General features: G+C 59.9%; 21 protein-coding genes. 2 read left to right on the top strand and 19 right to left on the bottom strand.

The window, feature by feature from the left end:
* Positions 1-81: 81 nt before the first annotated feature.
* The 8 genes from GVL52_RS10140 to cyoA form a co-directional block, all read right to left on the bottom strand.
* Positions 82-789: a GntR family transcriptional regulator gene (locus tag GVL52_RS10140; RefSeq protein WP_244619138.1), complete on the bottom strand. Its 708-nt coding sequence runs from the start codon at positions 787-789 to the stop codon at positions 82-84.
* A gap of 185 nt (positions 790-974) precedes the next feature.
* Positions 975-1,199 carry a hypothetical protein gene (locus tag GVL52_RS30845; protein WP_244619139.1) on the bottom strand — a complete coding sequence of 75 codons (225 nt, stop codon included), beginning with the start codon at positions 1,197-1,199 and terminating at the stop codon, positions 975-977.
* A 191-nt stretch (positions 1,200-1,390) separates the two neighbouring features.
* A complete protein-coding gene (locus GVL52_RS10150) occupies positions 1,391-2,134 on the bottom strand; it encodes a histidine phosphatase family protein (protein ID WP_160006428.1) in 744 nt (247 codons plus the stop codon).
* A gap of 108 nt (positions 2,135-2,242) precedes the next feature.
* Positions 2,243-2,998 (bottom strand): SURF1 family protein, encoded by a 756-nt coding sequence (locus GVL52_RS10155; protein ID WP_280179099.1) that lies wholly within the window; start codon positions 2,996-2,998, stop codon positions 2,243-2,245.
* A 50-nt stretch (positions 2,999-3,048) separates the two neighbouring features.
* Complete coding sequence (cyoD, locus tag GVL52_RS10160; RefSeq protein ID WP_160006432.1) at positions 3,049-3,450, bottom strand: cytochrome o ubiquinol oxidase subunit IV; 402 nt, start codon at positions 3,448-3,450, stop codon at positions 3,049-3,051.
* Positions 3,447-4,067: a cytochrome o ubiquinol oxidase subunit III gene (gene cyoC, locus GVL52_RS10165; RefSeq protein ID WP_160006434.1), complete on the bottom strand. Its 621-nt coding sequence runs from the start codon at positions 4,065-4,067 to the stop codon at positions 3,447-3,449. Before cyoC ends, cyoD begins: the two co-directional genes overlap by 4 nt.
* 4 nt (positions 4,068-4,071) lie before the next feature.
* Positions 4,072-6,075: a cytochrome o ubiquinol oxidase subunit I gene (gene cyoB / locus GVL52_RS10170; RefSeq protein WP_160006436.1), complete on the bottom strand. Its 2,004-nt coding sequence runs from the start codon at positions 6,073-6,075 to the stop codon at positions 4,072-4,074.
* A 49-nt stretch (positions 6,076-6,124) separates the two neighbouring features.
* Positions 6,125-7,282: a ubiquinol oxidase subunit II gene (gene cyoA, locus GVL52_RS10175; RefSeq protein WP_160006438.1), complete on the bottom strand. Its 1,158-nt coding sequence runs from the start codon at positions 7,280-7,282 to the stop codon at positions 6,125-6,127.
* Between the two features lie 386 nt (positions 7,283-7,668).
* Here cyoA and GVL52_RS10180 point away from each other — a divergent pair, with 386 nt between their 5' ends.
* Positions 7,669-9,000: an MFS transporter gene (locus tag GVL52_RS10180; protein WP_160006440.1), complete on the top strand. Its 1,332-nt coding sequence runs from the start codon at positions 7,669-7,671 to the stop codon at positions 8,998-9,000.
* Positions 9,001-9,071: 71 nt separating this feature from the next.
* Here the strand turns inward: GVL52_RS10180 and GVL52_RS10185 are convergent, their stop codons facing one another.
* The 10 genes from GVL52_RS10185 to GVL52_RS10230 all read right to left on the bottom strand — a co-directional run bounded on the left by GVL52_RS10185 (position 9,072) and on the right by GVL52_RS10230 (position 23,685).
* On the bottom strand, positions 9,072-9,539 hold the full coding sequence (locus GVL52_RS10185; RefSeq protein WP_160006442.1) for a cyclic nucleotide-binding domain-containing protein: 468 nt from the start codon (positions 9,537-9,539) through the stop codon (positions 9,072-9,074).
* Positions 9,540-9,631: 92 nt separating this feature from the next.
* Positions 9,632-12,346, bottom strand: coding sequence for an ABC transporter ATP-binding protein (locus GVL52_RS10190; RefSeq protein ID WP_160006444.1), 2,715 nt, complete (start codon positions 12,344-12,346; stop codon positions 9,632-9,634).
* A gap of 185 nt (positions 12,347-12,531) precedes the next feature.
* Positions 12,532-13,665, bottom strand: coding sequence for a glycosyltransferase family protein (locus GVL52_RS10195; RefSeq protein ID WP_160006446.1), 1,134 nt, complete (start codon positions 13,663-13,665; stop codon positions 12,532-12,534).
* Positions 13,662-14,909 carry a glycosyltransferase family 4 protein gene (locus GVL52_RS10200; protein ID WP_160006448.1) on the bottom strand — a complete coding sequence of 416 codons (1,248 nt, stop codon included), beginning with the start codon at positions 14,907-14,909 and terminating at the stop codon, positions 13,662-13,664. Before GVL52_RS10200 ends, GVL52_RS10195 begins: the two co-directional genes overlap by 4 nt.
* Before the next feature lie 11 nt (positions 14,910-14,920).
* Positions 14,921-16,129, bottom strand: a complete 1,209-nt coding sequence (locus tag GVL52_RS10205) for a glycosyltransferase family protein (RefSeq protein WP_160006450.1) — start codon at positions 16,127-16,129, stop codon at positions 14,921-14,923.
* An 86-nt stretch (positions 16,130-16,215) separates the two neighbouring features.
* Positions 16,216-17,388 carry an ABC transporter permease gene (locus tag GVL52_RS10210; protein WP_200847798.1) on the bottom strand — a complete coding sequence of 391 codons (1,173 nt, stop codon included), beginning with the start codon at positions 17,386-17,388 and terminating at the stop codon, positions 16,216-16,218.
* Positions 17,388-18,386 (bottom strand): ABC transporter permease, encoded by a 999-nt coding sequence (locus tag GVL52_RS10215; RefSeq protein WP_160006452.1) that lies wholly within the window; start codon positions 18,384-18,386, stop codon positions 17,388-17,390. Before GVL52_RS10215 ends, GVL52_RS10210 begins: the two co-directional genes overlap by 1 nt.
* Positions 18,387-18,389: 3 nt before the next feature.
* On the bottom strand, positions 18,390-20,300 hold the full coding sequence (locus tag GVL52_RS10220; RefSeq protein ID WP_160006454.1) for an ABC transporter substrate-binding protein: 1,911 nt from the start codon (positions 20,298-20,300) through the stop codon (positions 18,390-18,392).
* Positions 20,294-22,192: an ABC transporter ATP-binding protein gene (locus GVL52_RS10225; protein ID WP_160006456.1), complete on the bottom strand. Its 1,899-nt coding sequence runs from the start codon at positions 22,190-22,192 to the stop codon at positions 20,294-20,296. Before GVL52_RS10225 ends, GVL52_RS10220 begins: the two co-directional genes overlap by 7 nt.
* A gap of 149 nt (positions 22,193-22,341) precedes the next feature.
* Positions 22,342-23,685 carry an adenylate/guanylate cyclase domain-containing protein gene (locus tag GVL52_RS10230; protein WP_160006458.1) on the bottom strand — a complete coding sequence of 448 codons (1,344 nt, stop codon included), beginning with the start codon at positions 23,683-23,685 and terminating at the stop codon, positions 22,342-22,344.
* Positions 23,686-24,121: 436 nt separating this feature from the next.
* On the opposite strand from GVL52_RS10230, the gene GVL52_RS10235 reads away from it, so the two are divergent.
* Positions 24,122-25,462 carry a nucleotide sugar dehydrogenase gene (locus GVL52_RS10235; RefSeq protein WP_160006460.1) on the top strand — a complete coding sequence of 447 codons (1,341 nt, stop codon included), beginning with the start codon at positions 24,122-24,124 and terminating at the stop codon, positions 25,460-25,462.
* Here the strand turns inward: GVL52_RS10235 and GVL52_RS10240 are convergent.
* The gene (locus GVL52_RS10240) at positions 25,452-26,627 is read right to left on the bottom strand and encodes a DUF3095 domain-containing protein (protein ID WP_160006462.1); all 1,176 of its coding nucleotides are present in this window, start codon (positions 26,625-26,627) and stop codon (positions 25,452-25,454) included. The two genes, GVL52_RS10235 and GVL52_RS10240, sit on opposite strands and share 11 nt — an antisense overlap.
* Positions 26,628-26,721 lie beyond the last annotated feature (94 nt).

Consider the following 26,721-nt stretch of genomic DNA (forward strand, 5'->3'; position numbering starts at 1 on the left):
TCGACAAATAAAATACAAAGCTTCCGAAGCGCACAATGTTACGTCTGCCCTCAGACGTTCCGGTGACCGCGGTTCGGCATGCTATAGCGTCAGTCGCGCCGTCTGCCGGCTATCGGCGGTGATATAGGAACGGATCTGGCTGACGATCTGGTCGGCATGGGCTGCGGCAAGCGCATCGGCGCCATCGATGTCGCGGCTGATGATTGCCTGGATCATATCCTCGTGCTCGCCAATATATTGACGGGGAAGCACATCGCTGAACGAGGAATAATAGAGCCGCAGAATCCGGCGTCCCTCGTCCAGCAGGCGCGTGAACAGCTCGGTATAGTAACGGTTCCGGCCCGCCTGGGCGACGGCGACATGAAAGTCACGATTGGTCGCGATCATGCCCAGCACGTCGCGGCTCTCGACCGCATTCTCGAAACTCTTCTGCAGCATCCTGATCGCCTCGATGTCGCCGGCAACATGGTTGGCCGCGGCAAGCCGCGTGGTTACCCGATACATCAGCGTCAGGGCATCGAAGAATTCCGACAGGCCAAGGAAATCGATGTTTGAGACGATCGTAGCCCGGTTGGTCAGCGTCGTGATCAACCCCTCGGCCGCCAACCGTACCAGTGCCTCGCGGATCGGTGTTCGCGACAGCGAAAACCGATCGGACAGCTGTTGCTCATCGATCGGGCTGCCGGGCGAAAGCTTGAGCTCGATGATCTCGTTGCGCAGCGTCTCGTAGACTGTCGACACGCCATAGCCGCGCTTGTGTGTCAGCTGCTTGTCCTTATCCTCCGCCAAGCAAGTCCTCCTCCGCCAGATGTGGACCATATGCGGGCTTTGCTGATCTCCGGCCTAACGCAAACGGGACGTAGGTTCAAATAGTATATTCTCTGTAGACAACTGAAGCGGCGAAGACATCCTCTTGAAGAGAACGACGACCGAGTGGGCTCAGACGCCACCGGGGTTCGCAACCCATATCCACTCTATGGCTTGATCTTGAAGATCTCGTCGCCGACGAAGACGATGATGTAGCGGCCCTGTTCGGCAGCCTCGACGGCCCATTGCCGCAGTTGCGTGGCATAGGGTTCCTGCTTCCAAGCCGCGGGGTAGGCGGGATCGACAAGCACGGTGATCTGCTGGCCCTGGCCATAGACCATCATGTTTGCAATCGCCGGCTCCCATTCGGGGCCAAGCTGCAGATTGATCATCCAGGAACAGAGAAAGTCGCGACAGAGTTGCGGTCGGCTGTCGTAGATCGAACAGCCTTGGCCGGCTGTACAGTTTACGCACCAGGCGTTCGCCGGTTTCGAAAGCTCATCGATTTCGGGCAGCCGGCAGCACAGCGTGCAGGTGCCGCATGTGCGCTCTTGTAGCGCGGCAGTTGGCGCGGGGCTACCGATCATCGCTTCGGGGCCATCGTCACGGCGGCACCATAGGCCTCACGCAATGTGTTCGCCTCTGCCGCGCTTCGGTCGGCTGCCTGGTGCAGAAGCGTGGAGGTGTAGCCGTGCGCGTGCGTTCCTTCGATCAGGGTGACGTCGGAATTACCGGGATTGTCAGAGCGTTCGAACCATTCGACCGGATGCTGCAGAAAGTTCATCTCGAATGCTCTGTTGGTGACGCCGTGGCCGACGATGATGATGTTGTCGTTGCCATTGCCGGCATCATGCATCAGCGACTGCAGGAATAGACGCACCCGTTGGGCGACATCCGCACGGCTCTCGCCGTCGGGCGGTCGTGCGTAGAACTTGCCGCTATTGCTGCGCAGCCTTGCCCACTTGTCGAATTCGTCGGGAAACTTCTGTCGCTGTTCGGCGCGATCGTAGATTTCGGTGAACAGGCCGAAGTCCTGTTCCCGCAGCAGATAGTCCTCGCTGATGTTGCCAACGCTTTCGGCCGGCAGCGCTTCGAGCAGGGCGTCCTTGCTCTGCCGTGTCCTCAGGAAGGGCGAATACCAGATCCGCAGCTTCTGGAAACCCGCGCGCGGTACTCCCTCCAGATGCAATGCAATGGCGCGACCGGCGGCCAGCGCCTGCCGATGGCCCCATAGCGTCAGCGGTACGTTGTGGTCGCCGAACTGGCCGTAGGCCTGCTCGTTGAGATTGCCGAGGGATTCGCCATGGCGAACCAGAAAGATACGCATCCGCCATCCCGTGTTGCCAGATATGGATTCGTCCTCATCATGAACGCCAATGGCACTTCGGGCAACGTTGTCGAATGTCAGGCGTGAACGGTCGGTCCGCAGCCGGCATCAAGTCCGGCGCCGCCGCAACTCGCTGCGCAGTACCAAGATGAGAAGCCCTGTCAGCATCGCCGCAAGCACAAACCATGTGATTGCATATTGAAGGTGGCTGTTCGGGAAAACCACCTGCGTCAGGCCGCCTGTCGGCAGTCCGCCCGGATTGACCGTTGCATCGGCATCGATGAAATAAGGTGCAATGTCGGGAACGCCGCGCTTTACTGCCATGGCCGCAACGTCACGCGAGTACCAGCGGTCGTTGGCCGGGTCGTTCGACTTGATGAACGTGCCACCCGGCTCATCGAGACGCAACAGGCCGGTGATCTTCACCGCTCCGCCTGTCTGGCCTTCGAGGCGTGAATTCGGATCGCGCTTGTCTGTCGGAACGAAACCGCGATTGATCATCACCGACGTGCCGTCGGCGAGCGTCAGCGGAGTGATCACCCAATAGCCGGGGCCGAGCGCCGTCGATGCGTAGACCAGGCTCTCCTTGTCGTTGCGCAGGGTCCCCTCTGCCGTCACGCGGCGGTATTCGTCGTTCTCACGGCTGATGTTGCCCCAGTCCGCGCGGGGAGGGGCGGAAACGGGCTCGGCATGAACGCGCTGATCGACGCGCGCTATCAGGTCCAGCTTCCATGCGCGACGCTCGACCTGCCAGACGCCGAGTGAAAACACCGCGCAGATGACAAAAATGAGGAAGCCGCAGAAGATCGTCAATGCGATCGCTGAACGCTGTTGTGGAGCTTTGTCTGAGGGGGAATTGGTCACGATATAAAACCACAACGGGCGGCGTTTCCGCCGCCCGTCCATTGTGCCGGTTAAGGCATGTTTTTCATCATTTCAGGGTTCATCGGCATCATGTTGGTGTTCAGATGATGCATGACCCAGAGCGAACCGGAGAGCGCAATAACGACAAGCAGGATCGTGAAGATCAGCGCCATCATCGTCCAGCCGCCTTCCGAGCGCGGGTTCATGTGCAGGAAGAAGATCATGTGGACCACGATCTGCACTGCGCCGAGACCCATGATAAAGGCAGCGGTGATCGCATGGCTTTCGAAGACGTCGGCCATGACGAGCCAGAATGGAATGGCTGTCAGGATGACCGACAGGACAAAGCCGATCATGTAGCTCTTGAAGGAACCGTGCGCTGCTTCATGCCCGTGGCTGTGACCATGATGGGCTTCGTGAGCATCCTCATGTGCGGGTGCGTGCGAACTCATCCGAGTACTCCCATAAGATAGACGATGGAGAAGACGCCGATCCAGACAACGTCAAGGAAGTGCCAGAACATCGACAGGCACATCAGTCGGCGCTTGTTTTCCGGGATCAGGCCATGCATCGAGACCTGCGTCATCAGCGTGATCAGCCAGATGATGCCGAAGGTTACGTGCAGGCCGTGCGTGCCGACCAGCGTGAAGAACGCCGACAGGAATGCACTGCGGTTCGGGCCGGCACCTTCATGGATCAGGTGGACGAACTCATAGAGTTCGAGCCCGATGAACACCGCGCCGAACAGGCCGGTGATCGCAAGCCAGAACAGCGTTTCCGCCTTCTTGGCCCGCTCCATCTGCAGCATGGCGAAGCCATAGGTGATGGAGGAGAGCAGCAGCATCGAGGTGTTGATTGCCACCAGCGGCAGATCGAAGAGATCTGCCGGCGATGGACCGGCCGCATAATTGCGGCCGAGAACGGCGTAGGTTGCGAACAGGATCGCGAAGATCAGGCAGTCGCTCATCAGGTAGAGCCAGAAGCCCAGCATGGTGCTGCCTTCAGGATGGTGCTCTTCCGTCATGTAGAATACAGGCTTTTCGGCCATATCGATTGCAGTCTTGCTCATGGTCTTACACCTGCTCGGCAAGCAGCGTGGTGCGCTTGCCTTCCGTTTCAACGACCTCTTCCACAGGAATGTAGAAGTCGCGCTTGTAGTTGAACGTATGGCCGATCGTCACGACGAGCATGGCGACAGCGGAGACCACGACGAGCCACCAGATGTACCAGATCATCGCGAAGCCGAAGACCACGCTGAGTGCACCGAGGATGACACCGGTTCCGGTGTTCTTCGGCATATGGATCGGCTTGAAGCCTTCGATCGGACGAACGTGACCGCGAGCCTTCATGTCGTACCACGAGTCGTGGTCGTAGATGATCGGCGTCAGGGCGAAGTTGTAAGCCGGCGGCGGCGAAGATGTCGACCATTCCAGCGTACGGGCGTTCCATGGATCGCCTGTGGTGTCGCGCAGTTCCTCACGCTTGAGATAGCTGACGACGAGCTGGATCAGGAAGGAGCCAATGCCGAGGGCGATCAGGAACGCACCGAAAGCAGCGATGATGAACCAGATCTGCAACGACGGGTCTTCGAACTGCGACATGCGGCGGGTGACGCCCATCAGGCCGAGAACGTAGAGCGGCATGAAGGCGAGGTAGAAGCCGACCAGCCAGAACCAGAAGGACATCTTGCCCCAGAACGGATCGAGCTTGTAGCCGAAGGCCTTCGGGAACCAGTAGGTCACGCCAGCCATCAGACCGAACACCACGCCGCCGATGATGACGTTGTGGAAGTGGGCGATCAGGAACAGCGAGTTGTGAAGCACGAAGTCGGCAGGCGGGATCGCCAGCATGACGCCGGTCATGCCGCCGATGACGAAGGTCACCATGAAGCCCAACGTCCAGAGCATGGGCACTTCGTAGCGGATACGGCCGCGATACATCGTGAACAGCCAGTTGAACATCTTCGCCCCTGTGGGGATGGAGATGATCATCGTGGTGATCCCGAAGAACGAGTTGACGCTCGCACCCGAACCCATCGTGAAGAAGTGGTGCAGCCACACGAGGTAGGACAGAATGGTGATGACGACGGTGGCATAAACCATCGAGGCATAACCAAACAGGCGCTTGCCGGAGAACGTCGCGACGACTTCGGAGAAGATGCCGAAGGCAGGCAGGACGAGGATGTAGACTTCCGGGTGACCCCAGATCCAGATGAGGTTCACATACATCATCGGGTTGCCACCAAGGTCGTTGGTGAAGAAGTTCGTGCCGGCGTAGCGGTCGAGCGACAGCAAGGCGAGGGTCGCGGTCAGGATCGGGAAGCTGGCGACGATCAGGACGTTTGTGCAAAGCGACGTCCAGGTGAAGACAGGCATCTTCATCAGGGTCATGCCAGGTGCGCGCATTTTCACGATCGTCGCGATCAGGTTGATACCTGACAGCGTCGTTCCGATACCGGCAACCTGCAGGCCCCAGATATAATAATCGACACCGACGCCGGGGCTATACTCGACGCCTGAAAGCGGCGGATAGGCCAGCCAGCCGGTGCGGGCGAACTCGCCGACGAACAGCGACAGCATGATCAGGATCGCGCCGGCGGTCGTCATCCAGAACGAGAAGTTGTTCAGGAACGGGAACGACACGTCGCGGGCGCCGATCTGCAGCGGAACCACAAGGTTCATCAGACCGGTCACGAACGGCATGGCCATGAAGAAGATCATGATGACGCCGTGCGCCGTGAACACCTGGTCGTAATGGTGCGGCGGGAAGATGCCGGGATTGCCGTTGAAGGCCATCGCCTGCTGTGCGCGCATCATCAGCGCATCGGAAAAGCCGCGCAGGAGCATGACCAGAGCAAGAATGACATACATGATGCCGATCTTCTTGTGGTCGACGCTCGTCAGCCATTCCTTCCAGAGGTAGGTCCAGAGTTTGAAGTATGTGACGATACCGAGGACGGCGATCCCCCCGAGCATCACGGCGCAGAAGGTCGCGACGAGAATAGGCTCGTGGTAGGGGAAGGATTCGATCGTCAACCGGCCGAAGATCAACTTCAGAAGGTCAGGATTGGAAAACATGGAGTAACCCGTTCATTGGTGTCTTTTAGACGCAAAGCGCCAGGTTGAATTATTTGGTCGGCGCAGGCGTGCTCGCGTCAGATGCTGGCATCGTGTGGCCGTCGTGCTGCATGGTCATGCCGGGCATGGTCGCCATGCCGGGCGTGGCTTCCATGCCGGGCATGTTTTCCATGCTGTCGGCGCCATGAGCCGGCGTTGCGCCTGCGTCAGCTGCTTCAGGAAGGTGGATGCCGTCGATCGGCTCGCCTTCGAATTTCAGCTTGTCGCGGTTCTCATGGCTTTCCTTGCCGGCGCCGCCCATCATGTCGATATGCATCATCTCGTTCATGCACATCTTGCCTGGGGTGGCGCACATGTTCAGGATGGCGTTGAACAGATCCTTGTCGGCCGTCGCGAAATAGTGAACCGGCTCACGCTCGCTCGGACGCTCGAGCTTGAGATAGGTATCGCGGTTCAGTGCGGTGCCCTGGTTCTTGACCTGAGCAACCCAGCTGTCGAAGCCCTGCTTGTTCATGCCGTGGAACTTGAAGCGCATGTGGGAGAAGCCGGCGCCGCTGTAGTTCGCGGAGAAACCGTCATACACGCCTTCATTGTTGATGACTGCGTGGAGCTTCGTCTGCATGCCGGGCATGGCATAGATCTGGCCTGCAAGGGCCGGGATATAGAATGAGTTCATCACTGACGATGCGGTGATCTCAAAATTGATTGGAACATCGACGGGCGCCGCCAGCTCGTTGACGGTGGCGATGCCGAGTTCGGGATAGAAGAACAGCCACTTCCAGTCGAGCGCCACGACCTGAACGGTCAGCGGCTTGACGTCGGCAGGGATACTGCGCTCAGCATCGATCCGGTCAAGCGGACGGTAGGGGTCGAGCTTGTGTGTGGTGATCCAGGTAATCGCACCAAGCACGATGATGATCGCGAGTGGAGCGGACCAGATGACCACTTCGAGCCGCGTGGAATGATGCCATTCCGGATCGTAGGTGGCGGCTGTGTTCGACTGGCGATAGCGCCAGGCGAAGAACAGCGTCAGACAAATCACCGGAATGATGATCAACAGCATCAGCAGCACTGATACGATGATCAGGTCGCGCTGTTGCATGGCGATATCGCCGGAAGGCGACATGACCACCAAATTGCACCCTGCGAGCGCCAGAAGCAGCGGCAGAATGACGAGATGGCGGGAAAACTTTGACAGTTTTTGCACGTCTTTATTGCTCTTGTTGTTTCGTCCCATCCGCGACTAAAGCACTGTAACTGGTAGCAACATGAGGTGTTTGGTCGCAGTGCAGCAGAATTGCCGCAACGCGGGATACGACGGACCGAGCCGTAAGTCAAAAAATTGAATCAGTGGCACACGCATTTTGTTCATCGAACCACATTTGCGTAGCCAATATAGCCTCGCTACCGGCTTCGACCACCTCTCTCGTGGGAATTTCAGGTGTCTGCGGTCGATTTTTTCAAATAGTTCTAATTTTCGGACGTGGTGATGAACTATTTGCATCGCCCGGACTTGATAAGCGTGGCAGTTCGTTCAAAATCTCTGTGAGGCGCTTTGCCGCAAGCGCCTTAACGAGGGAGGCGTTTTGAATAATGGCTAATGCACCAAACTATGGCCCATCGTCCACATCGATGGAACGCGACGCGAGACAGATACATGCTGACAAACCGGTATCGCCGGGCAGCATCGCAATCGGCGTCGTCATTGGGCGTACGTCCGAATTTTTCGATTTCTTTGTATACGGACTTGCATCCGTATTGGTTTTTCCGCAGCTCGTTTTTCCGTTCGCACCAGATCGGTTGACGGCTACGCTTTATTCCTTTGCGGTATTCTCACTGGCATTCTTGGCCCGTCCGGTCGGTTCGGTCGTGTTCATGACGATCGACCGTTTGTACGGTCGGGGCACCAAGCTGACCATCGCCCTGTTCCTGCTTGGCGGATCGACAGCATCCATTGCGTTCTTGCCGGGCTATAATGAGATCGGCGTATGGTCGATCGCGCTTCTGGCGCTATTCCGGCTGGGGCAGGGCTTTGCGCTCGGCGGCGCCTGGGATGGGCTGGCGTCTCTCTTGGCACTGAACGCACCAAAGAACCATCGTGGATGGTACGCGATGATCCCGCAGCTCGGCGCACCGATCGGGTTTGCGCTGGCGAGCCTGCTCTTCGGCTATTTCGTCGCCAACCTGTCCCCAGAGGATTTTCTCAGCTGGGGCTGGCGCTATCCGTTCTTTGTGGCTTTTGCCATCAACGTCGTCGCGCTCTTTGCTCGTCTGCGCTTGGTCATGACCACGGAGTTCGGCACGGCGCTTGAACAGCATGAACTGGAGGCCGCGCCGATCCGTGACGTCATTCGCGTTCACGGCAGGGACATCCTCATCGGTGCCTTCGTGCCGCTGGCAAGCTTCGCGATGTTCCACCTTGTCACCATCTTCCCGCTCGGCTGGATGAGCCTCTATGGCGATCAGCCGATCGGTGCCTTCATGCTGGTGCAGACTGTGGGCGCGATGGTGGGGATTCTCACGATCATTGCCTCCGGGCTGATGGCCGACCGTATCGGCCGGCGCGGGCAGCTGGCGGTCTGTGCCGTGCTGATCGCAATCTTCAGCTTTGTGGGGCCGATCATGCTCGGCTCCGGTTCCAATGGTCACGATGCCTTCGTCATTATCGGCTTTGGCGTTCTCGGCCTTTCCTTCGGCCAGGCAACCGGCTCGATATCGTCGCGCTTCGGCCGGGGATACCGTTACACCGGCGCCGCGTTTACCTCGGATCTGGCCTGGCTGGTCGGTGCCGGGTTCGCGCCGCTTGTCGCGCTCAGCCTCTCCAGCCGCTTCGGCCTGACCTTCGTTGGCTACTACCTGCTGTCGGGTGCGATCTGTACGCTGGCTGCCCTGGCTTTCAGCAGGGCGCTTGAACAACGCGATTAACGGGGCTCAAGACAAACGAAAACCCGCCTGAAGGTCGTTCGGGCGGGTTTTTTTGTGTTCGACGGGCAATCTCAGATTGCCGGCTCCGGCTTCTTGGCAGCGCGTGCCGCTGTGAGTTCAGCCGTCGTGTGGTTGAGGCGATCGGCCAGAACGCGCATGATCTCGACGGCCATCTCTGGGAAGTCGCTCAGCAGCTTCAGGAAGTGCTCCTTGCTGATACGCAGCACTTCCAGCGCGGAGGTGGCGCGCACGGTCGCCGTTCGCGACACGTCACAGAGGATCGCAATCTCACCGACGATGGAATTGGGTTCGACATCGGCAACCTTGATATCGCCGGCGGGGGAGCGGACAAGAATGTCTGCAGTGCCTGATAGCACCACGTAGGCCGCATCACCCGGATCGCCCTGGCGGAAAAGATCCTGACCGGCACTGTATGTCATGCGGTCGGAGGTGAATGCCAAAAGCTTGAGCTTGGCCGGTGCAATCCGCGAAAAGATTGGCACGCGCCGCAGCATTTCGACTTCGTCTCTCAACAGCATGAGCTTATTGACTCCCTACGCATCTGAGATGCGCTCGCTAGAATTGTATGCGTCCCTTGGCAGGACGTCACTGTTGTAGCCCCTGTACGATATTACGATAACAGTTCCTTGAACATACCGTTTTGTTCCGAAAGTTCCGGAAAATTGCCCGCTTCGACCAGGCTTCCCCGGTCGAAAAGCAGGATTCGGTCGAACAACGCCGCAAGCTTGGCGTTGGACAGCACCCAGACGATGGCCGGGCGCTCGCCTTCGTGATGCAGCCCGTTGACGACGTTGTTGGTGATCTGATCCTGCACACGCTGGTCTAGCGCCGACAGCGGCCGGTTGAATATGATGTAGTCCGAGCGGCGCAGCAGTGCGCGCGCCATGTTGAGCTTCTGCCGCTGAACCATCGTCAGGCGCTTTCCGCCCGATCCGACGTCGAATTCAAGGCCGATCGACAAAACATCGTCGAACAGGTCGAGAGAGTCGAACAGATCGCCCATGATCGCCCGGATGCTCTCCGAAGCATCCGCGCGCTGGTAGGCGATGCGACCGAACAGAACGTTGTCCATCAGGCTCGCGGACGAGATGAAATGCGCCGGATCGTAGCGCTCGATCACAGCTGCGAGATCATCCGGAATGTTCTCGTGGAACTGCTTGCGCGCGCTGACGATCTTCGCCGTCAAATCGTCGGTCAGAAGACCGAAACGGTGCCGGGGTTCGATATAGGCAAAGCTCAGCCGGATAATCGCCGAGCGGTCTTCCGGCGTTGCATCGTCGAATTTCCGGCTGCTGAGTTTCTGGAGCAGCGCCTGATAGGTCGGAATATCGTCCGCCGTCATGAAAGTCAGCTGCTGGAAGAAGGGATGGTCCGGCGGCAAATCATGGAAGAGTTCGACGGCGTTCTCTGCAATCTCGAGACCCATGGCGTAGAGGTCGTTGCTCAATCCCGTCTTGCGGAACAGCGCCTGGAAATATGGATGAGCGGCCAGGCGGCGATTGTTCATCACCGGTCGCTTCATCGAGCCGAACAGCAGATTCTCGCCGACCGTTGCCTGTGGGTTGTAGGCATCGAAGTCGAATGGCACGACGATATTGCCGAGTTCCGACTGCTGCATCTTCTCGCGAAGCGCCGCGCGCAGATCGACAATGTGTTCGGCAAGCTTCAGGTGGACGCCTGTATCGACCGTCGAGCGGAGGGCGAGATCAAGGATATCCTGCGAAATCATCACGGCATCGAGAACCGGACGGATCGTCGTCAGGATGTCGTCTGGACCGGTCGCGCCTGCTGCGTGGTAGTCGACCCAGTCGCTGTTCGGATCAAGCGTCGGGTTGCCGGCCTTCACCGCTTCGATTGCGTGCCACTTCGCTTCCAGGGCGGTCTGCTCGTCGTAGTCAGGCTGGATCAAAGGCGCATGCTTGAGGCCATAAAGAAGGTTGTCGCGCAGCGTGCCCTGGAAGAAATAAAGGTCCGATGAGGCGTAAGAAATCCGTCGACCGGTGACTGATTCTGGCAGTTCGAGCAGATCCTTGCCGTCGATTGTGATGCGGCCGGAATCCGGCCACACAACCCGCCCCAGCGCCTCGGCAAAGGCTTCGGCACCGCTCGAGTTCGGGCCGACCACCGCAACCGTCTCGTTCGGTTTGATCTCCGCCGACACGTGATCGATCAGTTTTGCACCACTGTCGTCGCTGACAGCAAGGCTGGTAATGATGATCGGCGCTCCAAGCCGGACAACCCCGTCGAGTGCAACTTCCTGAATACGGTCGTCGATCAACGGCTCCACGTTGAACTGCTCGTAAACCTGCTGGTACTTGACCTGCACGTCCTGGCGCATCTGATCCCAGTCGATCAGCTCTTTCAGCGGACCGGGCAGGTCCTTGTAGGCGCTGATCACGGCCACCAGCTGGCCGATATCAAGGCGACCTTCCAGCGCGAGATAGCCGCCGATCGCATAAAACAGGAAAGGGGTGACCTGGGCCAGGAAGTTGTTGAGGAACTTGACCAGGAATTTCCACTGGTAAAGGTCGTAGCGGATCGAGAAGATCAGCCCGAGCCGGGCTGCGATATCGGCGCGCTCGAGGTTCGAGGTGTCGTTCCCGTGGATCGTGCCGATGCCATCGACGATTTCGCCGACACGCCCGGAAAGTTCGCGCGCCGTCAGCTGGCGCTGGCGGCCAAGTTCGAGCAGGCGCTTGCGCATCCTGGGGATGACGACGGCCTGAACACCGACAATGCCGGCCGCGATCATGCCGAGCCAGAAATTCTGTACGATGATGAAGGCCAGCGCCGTCAGCGCCTGGCCGCCGAGAAGTGCGGGCGCCACGAAGGCATCGCCGGTAAAGCCGCCCATCGGCTCCACCTCGTCCTTGATCATCGTGGCGATCTCGGCGGATTTCACGCGCTTGAACTGGTTCGGAGGAAAGCGCAGGACGCGATCGATCAGCTGAAAGCGGATCCGCCGCAGCATGCGCTCGCCAAGCCGGCCCTTGTAGGTGTTGATGTAGAACTTGAAGAGGCCGTTCAGGACCACGAGCGCCAGGAACACCAGGCTCAGCGCCATCAGCATCTGCTCTCTGCCAAGCTGCAGGCCCTGGAAGAGCTCGACTTTTCCGATCAAAGGAAAGGTATAGGACAGATGCATAAAGGTTTGCGTGGCGCCTTCACCCTCAAAGCCGGAACCCTGAATTGGCCCGTTGACGATCTGCTTCGGCAGATCGAACGACAGGAAGTAGGGGATCATCGAGAAAGCAACGACGGTCAGAATCCACAGCTGCTGCAGCCGCGTGTTCGACCAGATGTAGCGCGCGAGGCTTTTTTCCATTGCTAACCGTCAATTGTCTGGAAAATTTGAAACATCGATCCTGCACGAGGGGTAATGTGTACCGAGAACAGGAGGATGCTACCGGATCGCATAACAAAAACAACGCGAACCAGCGTGCATTGTTCAATGCCGATTCCCGCGCGAGTCTGTTTTATATCATAGGAATTTCATAAAGGGCGAGAGTTTCAGACAAGTATCGCGCGAATGATTTGCGCCGTTTTTCGCGCGCCATCGAGATCGAGACCGGCAACGGCGCGCCTTGGCGAGGCCAAGGCCGTCTTGACGGCTGCTGCCACAAGCTCGTCTGTTAGCCCCTCTTCAGGCAGCAGATCTGCCAGACCAAGCCTTGCAAGACGCTCGGCTCTGACCGTCTGCTCCGTCTCTCCACCTGCTACAAACGGAATGAGAACAGGGCGGCAATCGGTTCGCAGCAAATCGCCGACGGTGTTGTAACCGGCCTGCGAGATGGAGACGCGCGCGCTGCCAAGCAGCGATGGGAAATCCTTGCGAAACCGGACAAGCGTGACGTTTGACGGTATCGTCTCGGAAAGCGCGGCAAAATTGGTTTCCGGCAGGTTCGGGCCGCTGATCAGAAGCCAGCGAAGATCGCCTGGCAGCATCTTCGCCGCTCCAGCGGCAGCTCTGAGCAGATCCATGCCGACCGCACCGCCACCAGCGGATGCGATGATATCGAAGGTCTCGGATGCGTCTGCCGGTGGCGGCGGCGCCACGATGCCGGTGTAGGCGATCTTGTCGGCGATCTGCGACGTCAGCGGGAAGGTATCCTCCAACCGAACGAAGGTTGGATCACCATGAACGAGGACGGTATCGAAATGCGCTTGCACCAGCCCAACGGTCTCCGCGTCGCGACCGGCCTTGCGGTTCTCCTGGAGAATATCGCGCACCGAGCTTAGAAGCTTGGGCCGCGGCTGCGCCGCCTCGATCGCGCTGATGAGCGGCAGGAGTTCAAAGCGCATCTGCCGCCGACCGAAGGGGAAAGCCTCGATGATGACGACGTCGGGCTGTGCGTCACGGAATGCCTGCAGCAGCAGATCGCGGCGCCGGTTGAGGAAGTCTTCACCGACGGCCACGCCATGCTCGTCGGCAAGACCCGAGAAGCCGGCATTGCTGGCAACCACGGGCGGGAGCGCCACCGTCTTTAGCCCGGCGGCCGGAAAGCCGGCGACGGGCAGGCCGCCGGTCACCACAGTCACATCGAAACCGTCATCCTGCAGCGCATTGGCGATCCGGCTGGCGCGTGCGATATGGCCGATGCCGAGTAGGTGCTGGACATAGAAGAATATCCGTGGCGCGCTCATGATGCCTTCTGCCATTCAGCCTGGAACAGCTGGCTTAGCTGGCCGATGCTTGCGTGGTAATCAAAATGGCCGCGAACCCGCGCCTCGGCAGCATCGCCCAGTCTCCGCCGCAGTGCCGGGTCGCGAATGGCTGTTTCGAGCGCTGCGGCAAGAGCGTTGGGATCGTCTGGCCCGACCAGAAGCCCGTTTTCACCATCAACCAGCAATTCTGGAACCCCCGAGACGGAGGTCGAGATGCACGGCAAGCTTTGGCTCGACGCCTCGACCAGCACATTGGGCAGGCCGTCCCGGTCGCCATTGGCGGCGATGCGGCAGGCGAGCGCGAACAAATCGGCGCGGCGGTAGTGGTCGAGCACCTCCTCCTGGGCCAGCGCACCTTTCCAGGTGATCCGCTCGGAAAGGCCGAGTTTTCCGGCCAGTGCTTTCAGCTTCGGCAACTCATCGCCGCCGCCGATGTGCTCAAAACGCCAGTTCAGATCGTCAGGCAGGAGTGCCAGGGCCCGAAGCAGCGTGTCGTAACCCTTCTTCTCCACCGCGCGCCCGACGCTGAGCAAGAAGACAGGTTTGTCCGGATCGCTGCCATTCTGGCCCGATCGTTCTCCGGCGAAATGGCCGAAGCGTGCAAGGTCGAGACCGTGATAGCTCAGGTGTACCGCATCCTTTCGCGGCGTCAGCGTGCGCATGTGCTCGTAGCCGTTGCGCGTGCAGGTCACGGCCCAGCGAGCGCTTGCCAGCTTCTCGGTGAGTTCCCAGTCGGGCGACGTCCAGATGTCCTTGGCATGCGCGGAGCAAGTCCATGGCACGCCGGTCAGCAAACTTGTGTATTCGGTCACGGATGCCGGGGTGTGGATGAAGTGCGCATGCAGCCACTGGCCTTGGTCAGGCCATTCGTGCGCCAGCACCATCGCCTGACCAAGGCGGCGGAAGCGATTGCGCGAGATGTCGCGCGGCAGATCCCTGAAGAAGCGCCTCATGAGCGCGCCGAAGCCCGGCTTGCCGAAGCTGGTGGCCAGGCCCTTGAGCACGCGCAACGGCTCTTCGTGGAGATACTCCGGAAGATAAACGACGCGTGCCTTGATTTCGTCGTGTACCGGATGGCGCTTCTTGTCGGTCGGCCTGCGCATCGAGATTAGCGTGAGATCGAAGCCGGCCTTTTCCAGCCCAAGCAGTTCCTGCGCGATGAAGGTTTCCGAAAGGCGCGGATAGCCCTTCAGCACGACCAGTAGCTTGCGACGGTCCGACAATGATGCGACCTTCACTCGGCGCTGACGACGGATAGGTGGCTGCCGCGGTTATCCAGCCAGCTGCCGACGGTTTCGGAAATATGGTTCAGCCCTTCAAGGCGCATGCTGGAGCCGCTCTTCGATGGCGGTTGCTGCTGCGGAAGTCGCTTCAGAGCCGCGGCCATGACAGCGGCGTCGGCGGACGCATCGGGCAGCAGCATTTCCACCAGACCCAGTTCGCTGGCTCGCTGGGCACGCAACAGCTGCTCCTCGCGCGGCTTGACGCGGGGCACGATCAGCGCCGGCTTGTCGAAGGAGAGAATTTCGCAATAGGTGTTGTAGCCACCCATCGCCACCACGCCAGCTGCGCCGGCGATCAGTTCCTCCATGTTGTTATCGAACTCGATAACCTTGATGTAGGGGATCTTCGCACCCTTCTGGGCCAGCGTCGTCCGCTCTGCAGCCGGCATGTAGGGGCCCAGCACCACCAGTGCCTTCTGCTGCAGCGTCGGGTCCTGTTCATAGGCGTTCATGACGTCGTGAACGAGATCCGAACCATCGCCGCCACCGCCCGTCGTCACCAGGATATAGTTGTCGCTGCGGGCATTGATCGAGGTGTTGTTGGTGGACACGCTGCGCTGCAGGAAGCCGACGAAGTCCATCTTGCGGCGAACGCTTGGCGGCACATCGAGGCCGACCAGCGGATCGTAGAAGTCGGGCGGGCCGTAAACCCAGATCGAATCGTAATAATGATCGATCTTCTGCATGATTCCGTTCTTCTTCCACTCGGCATCGAGCAGGTGCGGCGCATCCATGATTTCGCGTAGGCCAAGCACCAGCGTCGTGCCGCGGGCCTTCAGATAGCTCAGCGTCTCCTCGACTTCGCCCTTGAGGCCCATCGGCTCCTTGTCGACGATGAAGATGTCAGGCTGGAACGTTTCGGCCGTGTGGCGAATGATCGATTCGCGCATCTTCAGTGTGTCCTGAAGATCGATATGGCTGGCCAGGGAGGTGTATTCACCGTTGCGCAGCTTGATGACGCTCGGCACCTTCACGAAATCGACGCGCGCGCGATAATCGAAAGCACCGGCGATCGTAGCGCCTGAGACGATCAGGATGTTGAGACCGCGATAATCTTCGACCAGCGCATGGGCGATGGTGCGACAACGGCGCAAATGGCCGAGCCCGAACGTGTCGTGGCTGTACATCAGGATTCGTGCATCTTCCAGGCGTCGCGCCATGGACATTCCTTCCGGGCTATTCATCATCTAGCACCGCCGCTTTCAACGACGTATCGGACAGATCGCATGGGACCAACCGCTTGCCGTTATTTGTAGGGGTCTGCCGCATCGCGCAAGCCGTCTCCCAGAAAGTTGAACGCCAAAATCACCAACACCACAGGTATAATCGGGAAAAGCAACCAAGGATAGAATGCAATAACGCTTACGCTCTTTGCCTCCGTGAGCAGGATACCCCAGCTGGTGATCGGCGGTCGAAGTCCGAGCCCGAGGAAACTCAGCGCCGTCTCGCCAAGGATCATGCTGGGGATGGAGATCGTGGCCGAGGCAATCAGGTGCGACATGAAACCGGGCACGAGATGCCTGCCAATCACACGCGAGGTACTGGCGCCCATCAACTGGGCTGCCTGCACATAGTCTTCCTCGCGCAAAGCCAGCAGCTTCGAACGAACGGCGCGAGCCAGACCAGTCCAGTCGATGATCCCGAGGATCACCGTGATCCCGAAATAGATGACGATCGGGCTCCACGTCACGGGCATGATTGCCGCCAGCGCCATCCACAGCGGCAGGCTCGGCAGCGACTGCAGCACCTCGATCAGGCGCTGAACGATCAGATCGAACACGCCGCCCCGGTAGCCGGCAAGCCCGCCGATGACGATCCCCAGGCAGAAGCTGATGGAGATGCCGATCAGGCCGATGGTCAGCGAAATGCGGGCGCCGTAGAGGATGCGCGACAGCACATCGCGCCCCAACCGGTCCGTTCCGAGCAGGAACATCTGGCCACCGACCGCCGGGCAGACGAAATGCAGGTTCGAGTCGATCACGCCCCAGAATTTGTAGGCGTCGCCGCGGCAGAAAAAGCGGATCGGCTGCACGTCGTCGGGCTTGTCGTTGTAGAAGCGATGCAGCGTGTCGAGATCCAGCGACATGGCGCGGCCATAGACGAATGGACCGACGAAGCTGCCATCGTGGAACAGGTGGACGCGCTGCGGCGGCGAGTGAATGAAATCGACATTCTTGGTGTGCAGGCCGTAAGGCGCCACAAACTCGACGACCACGATCATCAGGTAGACCGCAATCAGGAAAATGCCGGAGACCAGGGCAAGGCGGTGCTGCTTGAACTTCCACCACATCAGCTGTTTCTGCGATGCGAGGTGGATGCGCGATTGCGCCGAAGTCATTGTCTCTGTCGCCATCGGATCGAACGGCGCGGTCGAAACATAATGCGGCATCGGTCCGCCGGGTGGGGGCAAGGGCGACATTATTTGGTGCTCCTGCCTTGCAGGCGAATACGCGGGTCAAGGAAACCGAGGGCAATATCGGAAATCAGCACGCCGATCACGTTCAGGAAGGCCAGGAACATCAGGAACGATCCGGCAAGATACATGTCCTGGCTCTGCAGCGCCTTGATCAGCATCGGCCCGGTGGTCTCGAGCGACAGCACGATGGCAACGATCTCGGCGCCCGAAATGATCGACGGCAGGATCGAGCCGATATCGGCGACGAAGAAGTTCAGAGCCATGCGCAACGGGTATTTCAGCAGGGCGCGCAACGGATGCAGGCCCTTTGCGCGGGCCGTCACCACGTACTGCTTCTGCATCTCGTCGAGCAGATTGGCGCGAAGTCTTCGGATCATGCCGGCGGTGCCGGCAGCGCCGACGATGATGACAGGGATCCACAGATGCGACAGGATCGAGCGTGCCTTTTCCCAGCTCATCGGCTCGGACAGGAACTTCTGGTCCATCAGGTGGCCGATCGAGATACCGAACCAGATATTGGCGAAATACATCAGGATCAGCGCCAGCATGAAATTCGGGATCGCAATGCCGAGCAGGCCGACCAGCGTCAGGCCGTAATCGCCCCAGCTGTACTGATGCGTGGCCGAATAGATGCCGATCGGGAATGCGATCAGCCAGGTCAGCAGAATGGTCGAAAACGAGACCAGGATCGTCAGCCACAACCGGTCGCCGACCACTTCAGACACCGGCAGCTGATATTCGAAGGAATAGCCGAAATCGCCGTGCAGCATGCCGCCGACCCAGTAGAAATAGCGCACCACGGCCGGCTTGTCGAAACCGTATTGTTTGCGAAGCTCCTCGATTTCCTGCAGGTTGGCGCTTTCGCCCTGGGCGCGCAGCTCGGCAATCTGGCTCTCGAAGAAATCGCCCGGCGGCAATTCGATGATGGTGAATACCAGCGCCGAAATAATGAAAAGCGTGGGCACCATAGCGGCGATACGCCAGAGGATATATCTCAGCATCGCTCAGGCCTCCTTGAACCAGAAGGTGTCAGGCATGTAGATCCCGAGATAGGAGGTCGGGTCGAAGCCATAGAGGCCGTGCTCCGGCACGTTCTGCAGCCTCGCCGATTTGAGGATCGGCTGCAGCGTGCTGTTGATCAGGCCGATGGAAAACACCTGCTGGGTATAGAGCGACAGCATCTGATGCCAGATCGCCTCGCGCTCCTCAAATCGCGCAGTAGCACCCCATTTGTCCAGCAACGTGACAAGCTGCTCGACTTCGGGCAAGTCAGGCGCGGTGCCACCCTGTCCCGCCGAGAGGTAGTACATGCCCCAAAGCGGCCATTGCAGCTGATCATCGACCGTCGGCGCCAGCTGGCCCGGCGACATGTCGGCCGTGGCAACGCCATTGTCGATGCCGAACCAGATCGACATCATGATCCGCCCGCTCATCGCGCGATCACGGAACACGTCGCGTTGAGAGGTGCGGGTATAAAGCGCAAGGCCAACCTCGCGCCAGTGATCGCGTACCAGTTCCAGCACGTCGGTATCGAGGTTGCTTTCGCCGGCTGTTTCCACTGTGATTTCAGCCCTGCGCCCGTCAGGGAGCAAACGGATACCTTCGTCATCGCGTTCGGTCAGCCCCAACTCGTCGAGCAGCCTGTTCGCTTCAACAGGATTGTGGTCGATGAAGGCATCGGCATACTCCTGTTTGAACAGCGGGCTCTCGGGCAATACGGTGTCGGCACTCGGCTTGCCGAGGCCGTAGAAGGCGACCATGTTGATCTCATGCCGGTTGACGGCAAGCGAAAGCGCCCGTCTGAAGCGCGTCTCGCGGAAAAGCTTGCGCCAGACGTCGTCGGCACAATTGAGGTTGGGCAGCAAAGCGACGCGAGACCCGCGCACTTGCTTCCAGAGGTTGACCTTCACCGGAAAGCGCTTTTCGGCATCCTTCAGATAGGTGTAGTCGTTGAAATCGACGCCCGTTGCCTGCAGGTCGGATTCACCGGCCCCCGCCTTGGCGGCGATGATCGATGACGAGCTGACATTCATGATGAACCGGTCGATATAGGGCAACTGCACGCCGTTTTCGTCGATCCGGTGAAAAAACGGATTGCGAACGAACACAAACTGTTCAGCCGGCGGTGGCGTCGTGTTGACCCACGGATCAAGCGAAGGCAGTTCCGGATTTTCAGGCCGGGAAGCGCGCGACATCTTGATATGGAGGTCCGCCCACTTCTTGACCCGGTTTTCCTTCATCAAGGCGGAAAGACGGAAGTCGTCCTGGTACTTCTTGTGAAACTGCTTGAGGTAATGCCCGGGTCCGGAAATCATCAACGGCAGCGGGCCGGCAATCGCCGGCAGGAAATTCGGGTTCGGCCGGTCCCAGCTGTAGCGCACCGTCAGTGGATCGAGCACCTCGAAGCGCGGAAGGTTGCCATGCGGCCGCAATTCGCGCGCGCCGCCGCCCGGTGTCAGGTCCTTGTTGAGGATCACATCTTCCCACCAGTACCTGAAGTCGTCGGCGGTGAATGGCGAACCGTCCGACCAGCGATGGCCTTCACGCAGGTAGAAGGTGAAGACGGCGTCGTTCTCCGACGTGAAACCCATCAGAATATCGGGCTGGAACTGCAGCCTGGTGTCGTAGCCGACAAGCCTGGAATACCCATAGACGGTCATGTAGCGGATGTCTTTTGCGCTGCCGATGATGGTGCGCACGGTTCCGCCGTAGACGCCGGGCTGCATGCCCATCTCTTTCATATTGATGATCCGCGGATGCGTCGGCAGGCGCTCCACCATGGCTGGAATGCGGCCGGCCCGCAGCCAGTCGCGCAGGAATTCGGGCTCGATGTCCCTGTCAGCCGCGCCCTTGGCCAATGACGGGGCAATCGCGGCGCCGACCAGTCCGCCGATGAAGGTACGCCGCGTTACCATGCGCGCAACTCCTTGGCGTCGGCGCCCTTGCGGGCGCGCACGAAATGGCCGTTGCCGAGGTCGGCGTAGTCGAGTTCCGATGCGTCATCATGTTCGGCGGTGAAGGTGACGCCCCAGTTTTGCTTGTCGGCAGCACCATTCTTTCGCAGCGCCTCGAAATCGAGAGGGCGATCGAGATCAGGAAACGGCACTGCTGCCAGCAGCGACTTCGTATAGGGATGAACAGGATCGCGCAGGATAATCTCCCGTGGCGCGATTTCGACAATGCGGCCCTTGCACATCACCGCGATGCGATCAGCCATGTAATCGACGACGGCCAGATTGTGCGAAATGAACAGGTATGTGAGCCCCAGTTCCTTCTGCAGGTCCTTCAGCAGGTTGAGGATCTGCGCCTGTACGGAGACGTCGAGCGCCGAGACCGGTTCATCGAGAATAATAAGCTTCGGCCCGAGCGCCAGTGCCCTGGCAATGCCGATGCGCTGCCGCTGGCCACCGGAAAAACTGTGCGGATAGCGGTTGAGGTAGCGCCGATCGAGCCCGATGGCGCCCATCAACGCTTCGACCTTGCGATGGCGTTCGGCACTGTCGCCGCGGTCGTGGATCTCCAGTGGTTCGCTGAGGATATTGCGGACCGTCATGCGCGGTGACAGCGAGGAGACCGGGTCCTGGAACACCATCTGGATCTTGGTGCGCAGTTCCTGGAGATCGTCGCCGCTCACCGACAGGACATCGACGACATCCTTGCCATCATTGAAAATCACCGAGCCGCTGTCCGGCGTCATCGCCCGCATCAGGATCTTGCTGACCGTGGTCTTGCCGCAGCCGGACTCGCCGACCAGGCCGAGACATTCTCCGTTGCGGATGTCGAAGCTGACATCGTCCACCGCGCGCACGCCCACCGGTTCGCTGGTGCCGAACAGGCTGCGGTTGCGGGTCTTGAAGGACTTGGTCAGATTGTTGACCGACAGCAGCACCTCCGGCCCCTCGACCTCGCTCTTGGGCTTTTTCTTGCCGATCAGGGATTCGAGATTGACCGGCACATCGCGCAGTGCCTTCAGCCGTTCGCCGTCCTTCATGTCGAAATGCGGCACGGCTGCCATCAGGCCCTTGAGATAGGGATGTTGCGGATTTCGGAAGATCGATTCCACCGGTCCTGCTTCCATGATCTCGCCGTGATAGATCACCACGACTTCGTCGGCCATGTTGGCGACGACACCGAGATCGTGGGTGATCAGCAGCATCGCCATGCCGAGCTTGTGCTGCAGATCGCGAAGCAATTCGAGAATCTGGGCCTGGATCGTCACGTCAAGCGCGGTCGTGGGCTCGTCGGCAATCAGCAGTGCCGGCTTGCAGATCAGCGCCATGGCGATCATGGCGCGCTGGCGCATGCCGCCTGACAGCTCGAACGGATACATGTCGAACGTCCGTTTCGGGTTGGCAAAGCCGACCAGACCGAGCATCTCCTCCGTCTTCTGCCGGGCTTCCTTCTTGTTGGCGTCCGTATGGATCAGCAGCGACTCGCTGATCTGGTTGCCGACGGTGTGCAGCGGCGACAGCGAGGTCATCGGCTCCTGGAAGATCGTTGCCATGCGTCGGCCGCGCAAATCCCGCATCTCGGCACTGTCGCGCGAGTATTGCAGAATATCCGTGGCCTTCCCGTCCAGCGGGTCGGTGAACAGAATGCTTCCCGACGCCTCCGCCGGATTTGGCAGAATGCCCATGATGCTCTGGCTGATCACCGACTTCCCCGAGCCGGATTCGCCAACCAGCGCCGTCACCTTGCCGGGAAGAATGCGCAGATTTGCGTTCTTGACGACACGCAGTTTGTCGCCGAAAACCGAGAAGGAGATGTCAAGATTTTCAATGCGCAGCAGATCGGACGCGGACGCCATACCAATGAATTTCCCCAGTTTTCTTTGTTCCCGTTGCCATGACACTAGCGTACGGCAATCAGGGTGTCCAGTTGATGACGGACACGTTGAATCTGAGGGTATTTCAGCGGCTTCCGCTGTCCATCACCGGCTTTCCGGTGCTGCGTGTTCTACTGCATGAACTTATCCACAGCCGGCGGCTTGGCCTGCTTGCGAGCATCGCGGTGCAGCAAAATAACCTGTTCGGCTTCCGAGAGTGCATCCTGCGGCACCTCATGGAAGTTTTGTTCGGAATGCACCGTGGGCGCTGGCGGATGCGGCTGCAGCACCGTGATCTTCTGGCGAACGCCGCGCAGCTTCTCCTCGCCGAGCGTTGTCCACTCGCCGCCGCAATATCCTGCGAAAGCCTGGCTGGCCACGACCTCCCGCGAATATTTCTTGGTCAGCGACTGCAGGCGCTGCACTTCGTTGACGGCCGAGCCGAACGCCGAAAACGTCAGGCGGTCCTTCAACCCGACATTACCGAACATGACGTTGCCGACATGCAGGCCGATGCCATAGGAAATCTTGCCCATGTTGTTGCCCTGCCGCTCCTTGTTGAGTTCGGCGACCCGCGATTGTGCCTGATGGACAGCCGATAGAGCCGCCTGACAGGCGATTTTCGACGGGTCCTTGTGGCGGCCGCAGGGGTAGACGGCCAGAAATCCGTCGCCGATAAAGCTCAGGATTTCGCCGCCATTGCGGTTGAAAGGGGCCGCGATGGCATCGAAGAACTGGTTGAGCGTATCGATATAGTTCTGGCGGCCTTCCTTTTCGGCGTAGACGGTCGATTGGCGCATATCGCCCATGACGAGGGCGGCGCGGATCGTTTCGCCGTCGCCGCGGCGGATCTGGCCGTTCAGCACGCGCTTGCCGGCATCGCCGCCGAGATAGGTGGTCAGCATATTGTTGGCGAGCTTGCCGAGCACGGCCATCTTCGCGGCAACCGCCAGATGGTTCTGCATCCGCAGCAAGGCGTCGATCATGTCGTCGGAAAAGCCGGAATGGCTGTCCGTCGACCACGATCCCATCATTCCCTGGACCGAGCCGTCGCCGAAGGGCTGCACGAAGGCGAGGTAATCGGTGATCCGCTCGTCGCGCAAATCCGCAAACACCGGAAACTCGGCGGGGCCGTCTGCCGGAATCTGGCGACGGATGTGCTGCAGATTGTTGTCGAGCAGGTAATAGTAGGGACTTTGCAGGAAGCGGTCAGGCTTCTGTCCGGCCGCATGGCGATAGCCCTCGATGGTGACACCGCTTGCCCGCCGCCAGGTGAAACTCAGGGCGTCATAAAGCGGGTGCAGCATGGAGAAGGTGAGGTGCACACGGGCAATCGGCAGCCCGGCGGCGGCAATTCGTTCGCAGAAACCGCGCACGATGTTTTCAAGGTCGTCACCGGCCAGCGAAGAATTCGTCAGCCATTCAGCGACCCGGTCCAGCAGTATCGATGAAACCCGGGAGTCGATCGCGCCCATTCCTGATAGTATCCTCATAAGGCGCGCCATCCTGGAAAACATCGGAGAACCGTCCCGCTGCACGAGCGTGCGCCAGGCGGAAAATGAGGATGGACGAGCGGTATTATTGTGTCAACAATCCGCCGGAAGCCCGGCGGCGGTACCTGTCAAACCGCTGTTTGCCACGGTCGGATAAGTTGCCTTTTTGATGGTTCGTTACCAAGCGTAGATAGGCCTGCCGTTTGGACGAGACAATGGGCATGGCTGAATTTCTGGCGGTCAGGCGAATGTCTCTGGACGCCAGAGTCATTTCCGCAACACCGCCTCGCTTCTGCCACCCAGGCTCGACCATCGCCTTCACGTTCGCGTCAGTTGTCCAATCTGCCGTCTGGCGGGTTTAATTCGCCGCGATCTTACATTAGATCAGAGATCCTTTCGGCTTTAGACGAGACCTGCTTTGCAAAGCTCCCCTGTATTCGACGCCCTTTCCAAGAAGATCGACACCCGCACGGCTCGCGCCGGCATCATCGGCCTCGGCTATGTCGGTTTGCCGCTGGCGATGGCGATTGCCCGCAGTGGCTTTCCGGTGACCGGCTTCGATGTCGATCCGAAGAAGATCGTCGCTATCGAGGCGCGGCGCTCCTACATCGACGCAGTCACCAGTGCCGACCTGCAGACGGAGATCGACGCCGGGCGCTTCACGGCCACCACCGGGTTTGCAAGCCTTGCCGATTGCGACGTGATCATCATCTGCGTGCCGACGCCGCTGACGAAGCACCGCGATCCGGACCTGTCGTTTGTGGAAACGACCTCGCGCTCCATCGCCGAGCACCTGCGCCCGGGCCAACTCGTCGTGCTGGAATCGACGACATATCCAGGAACCACCGACGATGTGGTCAAGGTCATCCTCGAGAAGACCGGACTGAAATCAGGCCATGACTTCTTCGTCGGCTTTTCGCCTGAGCGTGAAGATCCGGGCAACCAGCATTTCAACACCGCCACGATCCCGAAGGTCGTCGCCGGCGACGGCCCTGAGGCTCTGTCGTTGATGAAGAGCTTCTACGGTGCTGCTGTGAAGACCGTGGTGCCGGTCTCTTCCAACGCCACCGCCGAAGCGGTCAAGCTGACGGAGAACATTTTCCGGTCGGTCAACATCGCGCTCGTCAACGAGTTGAAGACCGTTTACGCGGCCATGGGCATCGACGTCTGGGAAGTGATCGACGCGGCCAAGACCAAGCCTTTCGGCTACATGCCGTTCTATCCGGGCCCGGGTCTGGGCGGCCATTGCATCCCGATCGATCCGTTCTACCTGACCTGGAAGTCACGCGAATACGAGTTGCCGACCCGCTTCATCGAATTGGCCGGCGAAATCAACTCGGCGATGCCGCGCTATGTCGTCGGCAAGCTCGCCGAGGCGCTGGATATCCGCATTGGCAAGGCGCTCAGCCGCTCACGGGTGCTGCTGATCGGCCTGGCCTACAAGAAAAATGTCGCCGATATCCGCGAAAGCCCGTCGCTGCGGCTGATCGAAATCATCGAGGAGCGCGGCGGCAGGGCGGATTATCACGATGCTTATGTGGCCGAGATCCCTTCGACGCGCGAGTACCAGGCACTCAAGGGGCGCCAGTCGGTGGCGCTGACGGACGAGGCCTTGGCCGGTTACGATGCGATTCTGATTGCAACGGATCACGACGACGTCGATTACAGGCGGCTTGCCGAAAGCGGCGCGTTGATCATCGACACCCGCAACGTCTTTGCCCGGCGCGGCATTGTTGCCGACAACATCCTCAAGGCGTGACCTGGTCGATCGACAGCGTCTTGCCGGATATCTGGCTCGCGGCGACGGCATAGCCGCCGTTTGCCCCGTCGATGAAGTGCATGTGATCGCGCGAGAGCGGCGTCGGAACGAAACAGGTCATCAGCGCCGAGGTCTGGCTGTGCAGCCCATACCGGGCAACGCCATCGGCCTGCGCCTTTTCCAGCAGGGCGCGGATAAGGCCGAGGCGATGGGCGTCGATGTCGAGCGTCATCTTCAGCCCGTCGTCGAACTTGCGAAAATCTGAGTTGCCGGCAACGTCGCGCTTGTAGCGCCGCGCATCGAACGTTCCGAATTTCAGGTTGAACTTGTGCAGGAACACCGTCAGCCCGAGCTGGATCATGATCGACAGCCGTTGCCGCAAGCGGCCGCCAACTGACGCAGTTGCACGCACCTCCCTGTTGATCCCCTTGAGCGAGAAGGCGAGCGCCGGTCCGTCGGCCGGCACCGGGTGCCCATTGCGGCTTTGTTCGCCAGACATCGCAACGACATCCGTGACGAGCCGGCGGAATTCCGGGGTGACGCCACGGTCGCCGGGAACGGCGATGATCGATACGATCTCGCCGTTGCGGGACTCGATCGGGTTCCAGCGACACGAAAGCCCGGTCAGATCCGGGCGGGTGCCTGCGGCGGCAGGTTCGACGGTATAGCGCCCATCCTTCATCTGCCGTTCGGCCCAGCTGGTGCCGCCGCCGGCAAACATCGCATAGGTCACGAACGGGCTTGCCGAATAGCGTGCCACGCGCACGTCCAATCCCTCGAGCCTGACGTCGCTGACCGGCACCAGCGCGATGCGCAGGGTCAACTTCAGATCCTCTTCCGCCCAGCGTTGCGCTGCGGCCAGGGCTTCCCGCGCGGCGGCTTCCAGCGAACCAGGCAGGGCCACCATTGCGCCGTCACCACCGAAAACGAAGGGGTAATCGCCTTGTCCAAGCGCATTGAGCACGGCGGAGATGACGCTGGCACCGGCCATGTTCACGTCCTTGTAGCGGCCGCCCATGATCGCCTGCGTGGAGCCGACAATATCGGCAACAGCCAGCACCCAGTCGTCAGGCAGGCGGCGATAATTGCCGGTATCCGTCACGCCCTCGAATTGATCAAAGACCGGCACGCTGGCGAAGAAGGCATCACTCAAGATATCGTTCATGGTAAACTTAGAACAGACCGGCGATGCCATCGCAATGGCATTTTAAGGATGCGTGCTTCGGCGCGATTACACCTGAAATATTTCGCCGATGCGC

Origin of the sequence: Rhizobium sp. 18055 (genome assembly GCF_902706285.1) — a bacterium.
Lineage (GTDB): Bacteria > Pseudomonadota > Alphaproteobacteria > Rhizobiales > Rhizobiaceae > Rhizobium.